Genomic DNA, 12417 nt, shown 5'->3' on the forward strand with positions numbered 1-12417 from the left:
CCCCCCAAGAGCCCACGCCGGAGCCGGAGCCGCAGCCGCCCCCCGAGCCGCCGAAGCCCAGCTACACGCGCATCCTCTGGGTGGCGCCCTCCGGCAGCGACAGCGCCTCCGGCACCGAGAACGCGCCTCTGCGCACCGTGACGCGCGCCCTGACGCTCATCGCGCCGGGTGAGGCCATCTATCTGAAGACGGGCAACTACGCCGAGCGCCTCAAGCTGGAGGAGCGAGGAGGCTCCGAGGCGAAGCGGCTCACCGTGAAGGCGGCGCCGGGCCACGCGCCCGTGGTGAAGCCGAGTGGTGAGTCCGCGCTGGTGGACGTGCGCGGCGCGTACTGGAACGTGGAGGGGCTCACGCTGGACGCGGCGGGCAGCTCCACCTTCGCCGTGCTGTGGCGGGGCAGCGCCGCGCACCACGGCGTGCTGCGCGACTGCGTGGCGAAGAACGGCACCGCGGGCGCGGGGCTCAACGTGTCGGAGAAGGCCCACGACATCCTCATCGAGGGCAACACCATCTCCCACTTCAACCGCGGCAGCAGCGACAGCCACGGCGTCATCGTCCAGACGACGTCCAAGAACGTCGTGGTGCGCGGCAATGACATCCACCACAACTCGGGCGACGCCGTGCAGTGCATCGGCCCCGAGGGCGGCGCCACCGTGTCCGGCACCCCGTTCGACAACCTGCTCGTGGAGGACAACGAGCTGCACGAGAACCGGGAGAACGGCGTGGACGTGAAGACGTGCACCCGCGTCACCCTGCGCAACAACATCATCTGGGGTCACAAGGCCACGTCGTCCTCGCGCGGCGAGGGCATCGTCATCCACCTGTCCGCGTCCGACGTGACGGTGGAGGACAACGTGCTCTACGGCAACGGGCGCGCCATCAACGTCGGCGGCAACCGGGTGAACGGGCCGCCCGCGCGCATCGTCATCCGCCGCAACCTCATCCGCGACGGCCTGGGCGGCGGCGAGGACGGCGGCGGCATCCGTGTGGACACCACCCACGACGTCAAGGTGCAGCACAACACGGTGTGGAACATGCCGGGGCCGTGCCTCACCTTCGGCCACGGCGACACCGGGCCGAGCGCCAGCCTGGACGTGCGCAACAACGTGTTCGCGGGCTGCGCGGTGAATGTGCGCGCGGGCTCGGGGCGCTCGGGCGCGGTGATGGACGGCAACCTCTTCTTCCGCACGTCGGGGGCGGCCGTGTTCAACGTGGATGGCTCGGACACGGGGCTTGCGGACTGGCGCTCTCGCACGGGGCTGGACAAGCGCTCGTTGGAGAAGACCCCGGCCTTCGTCAACATCGACACCGGGGACTTCCGTCTGGGAGCGAACTCGGCGGGTCGCAACGCGGGTCTGGGGTTGGGATTGACCTTCTGTGGCACGGCCCCCGACCTGGGGGCATTCGAGTCGGACTGCCCCTGAGGCATCGGGGCGTGTAGAGTGGGCACCGTCCCCCCTACCGCCCCGACCCTCCACGTGCCGTCTCCGTTGGAATTCGCTCTTGGCATCACGCTGGTGCCTCCGGCCTCGCCCGCGCGGGAGCTCCTGGCCGCGTCCGCCGCGCGCGCCGGCCTGCGCGTGGTGGACGGCATGGAGGGCGCCGCCCTGGTGCTGGTGGACCTCACCGCGCTGGGCGGTGGCCCGGACCTCCAGGCCCTGCTCGACTCACCGCGCGCCTCGCACGTCACCCTGGTGGCCCTGGTGGAGCCCTCCGAGCGGGGCTTCGCCGCCGCCGAGCCGCTGCGCCCCGCGGACGTGCTCACGGTGCCGGTGGCCGCGCATGAGCTCATCTTCCGCCTCCAGCGCGCCGCCGGACGACACCTGGAGCGCGAGGCCCAGGAGCGCGGTCAGGAGGACCTGTCGCTCCTGTTGGAGCTGACGGCGGACTACGCCGAGACGTCGGACGTGGAGGCGCTCCTGCACGGCGTCACCCGGCGTCTGGCGGAGAAGCTGGACATCGCGCGCGCCACGCTGGTGATGCTCGGCCGCAACGCGGACGAGGGCGTCATCGTCGCGGCGAGCGATGACCCGACGCTCAAGGATTTGCGCATCGAGCTGTCGCGCTACCCGGAGATTCGCGAGGTGGTGCGCACCGGTCGCCCGGTGGTGATGGAGGAGGCGCCCACCCATCCGCTGCTCGGCGACGTGGAGCGGCGCGCGGTGGCGGCCCGGGGCATCCACGCCATCGCCGCGCTGCCCCTGCCCATCCGGGGCGAGGTGCGGGGCGTGCTGCTGCTGCGCGCGGCGGGACGGCGGCGGACGTTCACGCCTCGCGAAATCGACTTCCTCACCACGGTGGCGCACGCCACGGCGGTGGCGCTGCGCAACGCGTCGGTGCTCCAACTGGTGCGCGGGCAGACGGAGGCGGAGAAGACCGCGCGCCTGGCGGCCGAGGAGCAGGCGGCGTCATTCAAGCCCTACCAGCTCTTCTTCGCGCACGTCAGCGAGGGGGTGGCCATCCTCGACGACAAGGCGAGCGTGCTGTCGCTCAACCCCTCCGGCGCGGCGATGCTGGACTATCCGGCGCCCGAGGCCCGGGGGCGGCACCTGCACCAGGTGACGCAGCCGGTGGACGACGGCGTGCTGATGGAGCTGGTGACGGCGGCGTCGCGCGGCGAGGCGCGCTCGGGCGTGGACGTGGAGGTGTGCACGGCCACGGGGCGCAAGCTGACGCTGTCGATGTCGGCGGCGCCGCTGCGAGACGAGGACGCGGCCACCATCCTGTCGTTCCGCGACGTCACCGACGCGCGGCGGCTGGAGGACGAGCTGCGCCAGACGAAGGACTTCCTGGAGCGGCTCATCGACTCGTCGGTGGACGCCATCATCGCCGCGGACCTGAAGGGGCGCATCATCCTCTTCAACAAGGGCGCGGAGGCGCTGTGCGGCTACACCGCGCAGGAGGCGATGGCGAACCTCACCGTGGAGCAGCTCTATCCGCCCGGCGTGGCGCGGCGAATCATGGCCACGCTCAGGGGGGGCGGAGCACGGCGGCAAGGGCCGCATGTCGCTGACGCGCGAGGACCTGGTGCACCGCACCGGTGAGCGGGTGCCGGTGAACATGACGGCGTCCATCGTGTACGAGGGCGGACGCGAGGCGTTCAGCGTCGGCATCTTCACGGACATGCGCGACCGGATGAAGCTGGAGCGCAAGCTGTCGGACGCGGAGACGCGGCTGGAGGAGAGCGAGAAGAGCGCCGTCATCGTCGCGCTCGCCGGCACCGCGGCGCACGAGCTCAATCAGCCGCTGACCTCGGTCATGGGGTACGCGGAGCTGCTCAAGCGCAAGCTGAAGGAAGAAGACTTCGCCTGGAAGCCGGTGGACATCATCTACCGCGAGGCGGAGCGCATGGCGGAGATCGTCCGGAAGATTGGGAAGATCACCCGCTACGAGACCAAGGCCTACATGGGGGAGCAGCAGATTCTCGACCTGGACAAGGCGACCTCCCATGAAGACTGAGACCCGCGCCATGCGCATCCCCGGCGGCCCAGGGCCCGAGTCCTTCCAGGCGTTCTTCGAGGCGCTCGACGCGCCCGTGGCGCTGTGTGACCCGACGCTGCGGCTGTTGGCGGTCAACGAGGCCTTCCACCGCTTCTGCGCGGACCACCACGTCACGGTGGAGGACGTCGCGCGCACGCTGTCGTTGGTGGGCGTGCCGGTGGACAACTCGAGCTGCGACGTGGAGCTGCCGTTCGCCGGGAAGCCGGGCGCGGTGGTGACGCTGTCCAGGCGGGGGGACGTGGTCGCCGTGCGGGCGAGGAACGACCCGGAGCTGGCGCGCAACCGGCTGGTGGTGGCGGAGCGGGCGCTGCTCGAGCAGGCGCGCACGGAGGGCGTGCTGCTGGACCTGGGCCGCAGCGTGGCGGAGGCGGGAGGCGAGGAGGAGCTGGTGGCCGCGGTGGCCCGCGGGGTGAAGGAGCTGTTCCCCGGGCGCTCGTTCTGCATCCGAATCACCGACTCGCGCACGGGCGGGCTGACGTCGCTCTATGCGGAGGGCCGGCTGAAGGAGGGCGCGCACGAGCCGCTGGTGTTGCTGCAGCGCGCGGTGGAGAAGCTGAACCTGGGGCGCGCGGCGCTGCCGCCGGGGCGGGTGACGGTGCTGGGCGAGGTGCCGCTGCTCTTCGTCGGGAGCACGCATGGCGTGAGCGCGCCGCTGGTGGCGAGCGGGCAGCTCTTCGGCGCCATCAACATGGAGTACCCGGAGGGACTGGACGCGGACGTGCAGCACGACGAGCGCGTGCTGTTGCAGCTGGCCAGCCAGGTGGCGGTGGCGGTGAAGAACGCGAAGCTCATCGACGAGCTGACGTTCGTGCGCAAGTACCTGGAGGACCTGCTGGAGAAGGCGAACGCGCTCATCCTGGTCGCCAACCGGGACAAGCAGGTGGTGGTGTTCAACCAGGCGCTGAGCGCGCTCACGGGCTTCAGGAAGGAAGACGTGCTGGGCAAGGACATCTTCTGGCTGGTGCCGGAGAGCGAGCATCTGCGGCTGTCGCAGGTCATCGCGGCGGCGATTCGCGGCGAGTCGGTGAACAGCTTCGAGACGCGACTGTTGTCGCGCGAGGGCCACGAGGTGCGGGTGTCCTTCGCCACGTCGTCGATGCTGGCGCACCACGGCGAGGTGGAGGGGGTCATCGCCATCGGCCAGGACATCACGGTGGTGAAGGAGCTGGAGAAGCGCATCATCCACGCGGAGAAGCTCGCGTCGATTGGGCAGCTCGCGGCCAGCGTGGTGCATGAAATCAACAACCCGATGACGGCGGTGGCCACGTACGCGGACGCGCTTTTGCAGCGCTCGCGGACGACCCCGGGTGCGAACCCGGCGGACCAGGAGAAGCTGCGGAAGATTCTGGAGAGCAGCCATCGCATCCTGCGCTTCACGCGCGATTTGGTCAGCTATGCGCGGCCGGCGCAGGACCGGCCGGAGCGGGTGCAGCTCAACGCCGTGGTGGACATGGCGGTGGGCTTCTGTGAGCATGTGGTGGGGCAGGCGCGGGTGAGCGTGCACCGGGAGTACTCGGAGCTGCCGCCGCTGTCGGCCGTGCGGGCGAATCTGGTGCAGGTGTTCGTCAACCTCATCACCAACGCGTGTCACGCGATGCCGCCGGGCGGCTCGGTGATGCTCTCGACAAGGCGCGAGGGTCAGGAGGCGGTGGTGTCGGTGCGAGACACGGGCACGGGCATCGACCCCAAGCACCTGCAGCGCATCTTCGAGCCCTTCTTCACGACGAAGCCGGAAGGGAAGGGCACGGGGCTGGGGCTGTCCATCTGCCAGGGCATCGTGGAGAACCACGGTGGCCGGCTCACGGTGGAGAGCACCGTGGGCGCGGGCACCACGTTCTCGGTGCGACTGCCGCTGCCCGTGGAGTGACAGCGGCCGCCTTTGCTCAGTCCCAGCCGCGCAGCTCCACGCGGACCTTGCGCACCAGCAGCTCCCACTCCTGACGCTTCATCGTCGTCAGGATGCGACCGCCGATGAGCGTGAGGCCCGCGAGCGTCATCACCAGGAAGCCGATGCGATGGTCCCTCAGGCCCGCGTCGAGCAGGTTCGCCACCACGTCCAGCGTGAGGAACAGCGTGCCCAGCGCCAGGTACGCGCGAATCTGCAGCGCCATGCCCACCACGACGCCCAACAGGCACACACCGCCGAAGACAAGCGCATACGTCCCATCCGGCGACTGGCCCACGCTCATCGCCAGCTTCGACGCGGCAGGCACGTACAGGAGCAGTCCGCCCAAAATGCGCACCGTGTTGCGCGCCGCGTGCGGCAGGCTCTCCGTGAAGAGCTGCCCCAGCATCAGCAGCAACAACCCCAGCGGCGCCAGGTAGATCTCCAGCCCCTCCAGTCCGAAGGCCAGCGCCGCGATGAGCAGCGCCAGGTTGCACGCCGCCGCCGCGAAGGCGCCGAACATCCGGCTGCGCTCCACCGCGCCCAGCGCCGCGTACAGCAGACCTGAGCCACCCGCGAGCAGCGCCGCCTCCCGCGTCGCCTCTCCCGGCAACACCATCGCCATACCCAGAGGCAGCAATGCCGCGAACCTGCGCGTCGCCGCCTCCACCGGCTTCACCCCCGCGCGCCGCGCCATCACCGTCACGCCCACCAACACGAAGCCCAGCGCCAGCGCGAAGAGCGCGTCGTGCTCGGCCCGAAGTCCGGAGGCGTACAGCGCCCGCACCATCGCGTACACGCCCACCACCGCGAGCTGCACGAAGTAAACGTGCCGCCCCGTGTGCTCCACCCAGGCGCAGTGCAGCGCCACCAGCACCGACAGACCGATGGCCGCGATGGCCAGCCGCAGCGCCTCGTCGGACGGCTGCCCCACCACGGCGAAGAGCGCGAGCATCAGCCCGCTCGTCACCAGCCACCCGTCGCGCCCCCACGTCATCCCGCCCGCGATGTCAGCCCGTCGAGTCCGCGACCAGCGCTGCGCCGCCTGCATCGCCGCCACCGCTCCCGCGGCCGCGAGCGCGAGCGCCGCGCCATGCACCGAGAACAGGTCGTCATAACGAAGCCAGGGGCCCGACAGGCTCGCGCGGATGGTGAAGAACGTCATCACCGAGGCCACCACCGTGGCCCCCATCATCCCCGTCGCCACCGCCGCGACGAGTGACGCGAACGCGCCCTTCCAGCGGAGCGCCGCCACCATCACCGCCGCCGAGGACAGCGCCAGCGTCACCGCGAAGGCAGGTGACACCATCCACGTCCCACCCAGGCCGATGAGCACCTCTCCCAGGAGGTTGAGCGCCGCGAACGTCGGCGACGTGTCACCGTTCACCGCCAGCGCGTACAGCCCACCGGCCACCAGATAGACCACCATGGCCTGCTGAATCCGGATACGTGCCGGACCCTCGGGCAACCCGCGCCGCGCCACCACCCACGGCCCCACCGTCATCACCAGCAGCCCCACCAGCGCCAGCAACGGACCCGGCCACGCCTCGAGGATGGGCACGCGATGCGCCGCCGCGTGCACCAACAAGAGGACGCTCGCTCCCAGGACGCCGCGCCCCTTCGTCCGTGCCCCGCCGACGAACAGCACCACGCCCGTGGCGAAGACCAGCCCCGCCGCCATCAGCCCGGGCTGGAAGAGCGCCGCCAGACTGACGAGCACCACCGTGGTGACCGCGCGACGGTGCAGCAGGTGCCGGAAGGACTCGGGCAGCCCACGAATCGAGGCCGCGGCATAGACGAGCCCCACGGCGGCGATGCCCACGAACGCGCGCTGCCACAGCAGGAACAGCGTATCCCCGGACGCGAGCCACGCGCCTTCCTGCAGCCAGTGGTAGCCCTCCGCGCCCGCTCGCACCCACTGTCCATCGGGTGGCGCCAGCGACACGAGAGAAGGCCCGAGCAGCGACTGCCGTGCCGCCCAGAGCGCCGCGCCTGGAATCCCCAGGTACAGCCCCACGTTCGCCAGCGGCACCGAGCGGAACGAGCGCGCGAGCAACAACATCAGCATCGCCGCGCCCAGCACCATCAGCGGCGGGATGATGCCCAGCGCGCGAGACGGGTCCGGCAGCCCGACGAGCACCGCGCCCTTGATCAGGACGAACACCAGCGCCAGCACGCCCGCGTGTGGCACCAGATGGTAGTGCGGCCCGTGAGAGGGCTTCTCCAGTCGCGCCGCCACCCACGGCCCGAAGCGCCGCGTCGCAAGCGCAATACCCCACAGCGCGATTCCGACGAGCGGATGGCGCATCGCCACGATGTCCGGAGGCAACGGACGACCCGCGCGGTTGATGATGGCCGTCAGCGCGATGAAGCCACCCATCGCCGCCAGCGCCACCACCGTGCCACGCAACTGCCAGTCCACGAACCCACGCGACACGAAGGCCAGCAGCGCCACCGCGGCGAGCATCCCTCCCGCGAGCAGGCACAGCGCGCGCTCCGCGTCGGAGGGCAGCGTCAGCCAGTGGGTCAACGTGAGGGTCGCGATGATGACCTGGGCCAGCGCCACCGTGGCGAAGCCATCCGTGTAGAGCGACAGCCCTCGCGCTCCCAGGGGGAGGGGGACCAGGTCGAACGCCTTCCGTCCCCAGAAGCCGCGCACGGGCGGCGTCCCGTCGGTCACCACGGGCTCGCGAGGACGCAGGGCCGCGAAGACGGCGAAGCCGAATGCCACGGACGCGGCGACGAGCGCCGCCCGCGCCGACTGGAAGTCCCACGTGGTCCCCAGCACTTGCGACACGACGAGCGAGACACCCAGCGCCGCCAGGATGGTGACCAGCCGGGTCTCATCCCGCCGCGCTCGCAGGAGCAACCCCGCGGACGCCCACGCCGTGGGCAGCGCGAGCCACGCCGTACCAGGCAGTCCCGAGAGCAGCTCGGGGACCACCGGCGAGACAGCGACGGACAGCACCACGCACGCCGAGGCCAGCACCATCGAGAGGTCATCCAGCGGCAACAACGCGTCGCGCGGAGCCGCCGGCTTCGCCCACGCGAGCTGCACGTGCCCCACGACGCCGTAAAGCGTGGCCAGCAGCGCGAAGACCGCCAGTCGGCTCCACTCTCCCGTCAGCGCCGGGGTTCCATCCACGAAGGCCAGCGCGCCGAAGAGCGCGGCGATGCCTCCCAGGTAATGCAGCGCGCGCCAGCGCCAGCCGCCCGTGACGTGCGCGACCAGGGCGATGCACAGCCCCGTCAGGACGCGCGGCCACGGCGTGCTCTCACCCTCGAAGCGCGCCACCAGCGGCATCGACGCCACCGTGGCGACGAGGCTCCACGTCAGCAGCTTGATGCTCAGCATCGCCGCCGCGAACCTGCGTGAAGCGAACATCAACCCGGACGCCGCCACGGCGCCGCCGAACACCCACCAGCCCGCATCCGTGGGCGCCACGACGCGCGCCACCAGCACCCCCGACAGCAGCGTGGCCATGACCGCCGGATGGACCAGGGCCCGACGTCGCGACTCGAGCAGGAAGAAGACTCCGGCGGCCACCACGGGCGCGAGCGCCGATGCGGCGGCGACCTGGAGGTCATCCCCGGCGCCCAGGGTGAACGCACCCAGCGCGCCCGCGAGCGCCCCGGCGGACAGCACCGCGTGCGCCACCGTCTCGACCACCGCGCTCAGTCGCGGATGCGTCCCGCGCGCGAACTCCGTGGTCGCGGCCAGCGCGAGCACCGTGGCGAGCCCCTGCGTCCAGAGCGTCATGCCCGCGAACAACGCGCCGCCCGGCTCCATCGCGTCGAAGCCCGATGGCGCGCTCGCCACGGCGAACACCGCCAACCAGAGCGCGCCATAGAGCGCGGCGCAGGCGGACACCAGCACCGTGCTCGCGTCCTTCGCGGCCCGCCCTCGCCACAGCGTGGCGCCCAGGGCCACCACACCCACCGACGCGCAGAGCACACGCGCCCACGGCGCATCGTCGAGCCCCATCAACGGCAGTCCCGCGAGCAGCGACGGGAACAGGGCCAGCGCGAGCGCCGACGCGGACGTCCCGTACAGCAACCGGCCCGCGGAGCGCAGCGGCACCAGTCCAATGGCCGTGACTCCGAGCGCCACCGGAATGCCCACCGTCAGCGACAGGCCCACGAGCGAGGACATCGCGATGAAGGCCACGGGCAGCAGCGCGAGCCCGATGCCCGACAGCACGCGGCCCACGGGCAACGAGCGGCGTGACAGGAACACCCCCAGCCCGATGAAGGCCGCGTGGTAGCCCCACAGCGCGCCCGTCACGAGGAGCTGCCGGGGCACGCCGCCCAGCGCCTGCCAGGCCTCGCGCACGCCCATGAGCGAGCCGCCCAGCACCAGCACCGCGCCGAGGAACCACCAGATGAAATCATTGAGCCGGGCCGAGCTCGCGGGCTCCGCATCCAGCGCGACCATCGCCTCCAGCCCGCCGCCCAGCGCTCCAGAGGCATCCCGCGCGAAGAGCGACTGTCCCGAGCCCAGCGCGGAGCCCAGGTCGTCCTCGCTCGCGTCGCGGTCCCCGTGCTTGCGGCGAGCGGCCTGCTCACGCTCTTCTTTCGCGGCGTTGTCCAACGAGCGCGCGAGCGCTCCGGCCCATCCCCACGTCCAACCCTCCGCGCCTCGCACCGACGCGGCGACACCGTCCGCCCAGGCCTCCACGCGCGCGGCGGGGTCCAGCGGCGGCGCGACGGGGACGACCTCCGGCGCGGTGACGACCGCGGGCTCGGCGATGACGGACGTCAGCGTTCCTTCGAGCCGCAGCGCGGTCGACTCATCGATGAGCGCGCCGTCGCGCCAGGACGCGATGTGTCGCCACAGCGTCGTCTTGACGAGGGCCTCGAAGTGCGGCTCGGTGACGGGCACGAGGGCGTTGCCACATTCCTGGCATGACTCCCCCGATGCCCCGTCGCGAAGTCGCGCGCAGACTGGGCAGATCATCCACCCAGCATAGCCGCACTCGCACCCACCTCGCTTCGCCTGCTCGGCGGGTCATGAAACATCCAGCCTGAGTCGCGAACTGCTCTCACGCTTTCCCTGGCTCTGGGGCGTACGAGCGGCCTCGAGGGCGCGGGGTTTCTCAGTCCCTCATGTAATGGCAGGTGTATCCGCCTGGATTCTTCACCAGGTAGTCCTGGTGGTAGGCCTCGGCGGGGGTGAACTCACCGGCGCGGACGATTTGCGTGACGACGGGGCGCTTCCACTTCCCGGAGGCGTCGACGCGGGCCTTCACGGCCTCGGCCACCTGCCACTGCCTGTCGGAGAGCACGAAGAGGGCGGAGCGGTACTGCGTGCCCACGTCATTGCCCTGGCGGTTGAGCGTCGTCGGGTCGTGCATGCGGAAGAACCACTGCTCCAAGAGCGTCTCGTAGCTGAGCACCTTGGGGTCGAACACCACTCGCACCGACTCGGCGTGTCCCGTCCTGCCCGTGCTCACGTCTTGATACGTGGGCCGCTCCAGCGAGCCCCCCGTGTAGCCGACGTCCGTCTGGAGCACGCCCGGAATCTTGCGCAGCAGGTCCTCCATCCCCCAGAAGCAGCCACCCGCGAGCAGCGCCGTCTCGGTGACACCGGACGCGGCCAGCGCCTTGCCCACGTCGACCTTCGGCGCCGCGGCGCTCGTGGGCTTGCGGCCGAACAGCGCGAGCCACTCGCCGTACCCCTGCTTCTCCAAATCATTCACCGACACGAAGCGCAGCGACGCGGAGTTGATGCAGTAGCGCTGTCCCGAGGGGCGCGGGCCGTCATCGAACAGGTGTCCCAGGTGCGAGTCGCCGGCCTTCGAGCGGACCTCGACGCGCACCATGCCCAGGCTCTCGTCGCGCTTCTCGACGACGCGGGCGGTGTCCACGGGCTTGGTGAAGCTGGGCCAGCCCGTGCCCGAGTCGAACTTGTCGCGCGAGGAGAACAGCGGCTCCCCGGTGACGACGTCGACGTAGAGCCCCTCCTCGTGGTGGTTCCAGTACGCGTTGCGGAACGGTGGCTCGGTCGCCGACTCCTGCGTCACCTGGTACGCGACAGGGGAGAGCGTGCGGCGCAGCTCCGCGTCCGAGGGCTTCTCGTAGCGGCGGGTGTCCTTCGCCACCGCGAGCGTCCCCGACTCGAGCGCGCCGCCTCCCGAGGCCGCGCCGCTCGCCTGGGTGCACGCCGCGAACACCGCGAACGCCATGCATAACCACAGGCTCCGCGAGGCGCTCGCTGAAGCGCGACGCGAGGTGACGACGAAGGTGGACGACATGGCGCAGACCTCTTCCGGTGACGCCGCGACGCGCGGGGGTTCTGTTCCCTTACGCGCGGGGCCCGAAGTCGGTTTCAGCCGGGGTGACACATGTGTCGCGGGCGCCCCGGACAGCCGGCGGACGACCGAGCCCGCCGCGCCACGCATGCCCGCGAAAGACACGTCGCCAATCCCGCAGGGAGTCGAGGGAGGACCGGCCGTGGCGCCGCGCTTCGAGGCTCACGTGATACCGCGGTCGTTTCGAGCCCGCCGCGCTCCCCGACACGCACGTCGCCCTCGATGCGGGAGGTCGGCGTCGCGAGGGCGGCCCCTCGAGGCGCGGATGAGCGCTGTCGCGACACCCGTGCCAGCACCCGGAACGACGACGAGGCTCAGCCCTCCTGGGGCTTGTCCTCGTCGTCCAGCTCGCGGCTGAACTCCTCGTTCGTGAGCAGGCCCTTGCGCGCCATGATGCGCATCAGCGCCCAGAACTTCCGCTCCAGCTCCTCGACGCGGTCCGGGTCCTCGCGCGCCTGGCCGAACAGATAGTCCAGGTCATCGAGCACGCCGCCGCCCGAGGCGGGCTTGGGCTTCGCCGCGGACTGCTCGCGCTTCTGCTTGCGCTGCTCCTCCCGCGTGCGGATCAACTCCGCCAGCGACGTGCGCTGCGTCGTCTCACCCGGAGGAAGCTCCTCGCCGACGATGACCTCCTCGTCATCCTCCTCGGGCGCGGCCGGCGCGGGCTTCGCCGCCGTGGGCACCGCAGGACGCGGACGCGCCGTGGGGGCGGGCCGGGGC

At 71.2% G+C, this 12417-nt stretch carries 3 protein-coding genes and 3 pseudogenes; 3 read left to right on the forward strand and 3 right to left on the reverse strand.

From position 1 onward, the window contains the following. The 3 genes and pseudogenes from FL311_RS34145 to FL311_RS34155 all read left to right on the forward strand — a co-directional run. Positions 1–1424, forward strand: a 1424-nt coding sequence (locus FL311_RS34145) for a right-handed parallel beta-helix repeat-containing protein (RefSeq protein WP_141331881.1), incomplete at its 5' end; no start/stop codon positions are given. Positions 1425–1478: 54 nt separating this feature from the next. After that, a pseudogene (locus FL311_RS34150) lies at positions 1479–3459 on the forward strand (PAS domain S-box protein). A gap of 10 nt (positions 3460–3469) precedes the next feature. Further along, positions 3470–5368 carry an ATP-binding protein gene (locus tag FL311_RS34155; protein WP_141331884.1) on the forward strand — a complete coding sequence of 633 codons (1899 nt, stop codon included), beginning with the start codon at positions 3470–3472 and terminating at the stop codon, positions 5366–5368. A 16-nt stretch (positions 5369–5384) separates the two neighbouring features. Here FL311_RS34155 and FL311_RS34160 read toward each other — a convergent pair whose 3' ends face one another. The 3 genes and pseudogenes from FL311_RS34160 to FL311_RS34170 form a co-directional block, all read right to left on the reverse strand. Then, on the reverse strand, positions 5385–10268 hold the full coding sequence (locus FL311_RS34160) for a hypothetical protein (RefSeq protein WP_228557277.1): 4884 nt from the start codon (positions 10266–10268) through the stop codon (positions 5385–5387). A gap of 214 nt (positions 10269–10482) precedes the next feature. Beyond that, positions 10483–11454: pseudogene (locus FL311_RS34165) on the reverse strand (bifunctional methionine sulfoxide reductase B/A protein); the annotation flags it as partial. 557 nt (positions 11455–12011) lie between these two features. Beyond that, positions 12012–12417 (reverse strand): annotated as a pseudogene (locus FL311_RS34170) (hypothetical protein); the annotation flags it as partial.

The sequence above is a fragment of the Myxococcus sp. AB025B genome (assembly GCF_006518215.1).
Taxonomy (GTDB): domain Bacteria; phylum Myxococcota; class Myxococcia; order Myxococcales; family Myxococcaceae; genus Myxococcus; species Myxococcus fulvus.

Excerpts from the sequence above, each read along its gene's own strand:
- FL311_RS34155 (WP_141331884.1), top strand. The coding sequence starts at position 3,470 with ATGCGCATCCCCGGCGGCCCAGGGCCCGAGTCCTTCCAGGCGTTCTTC.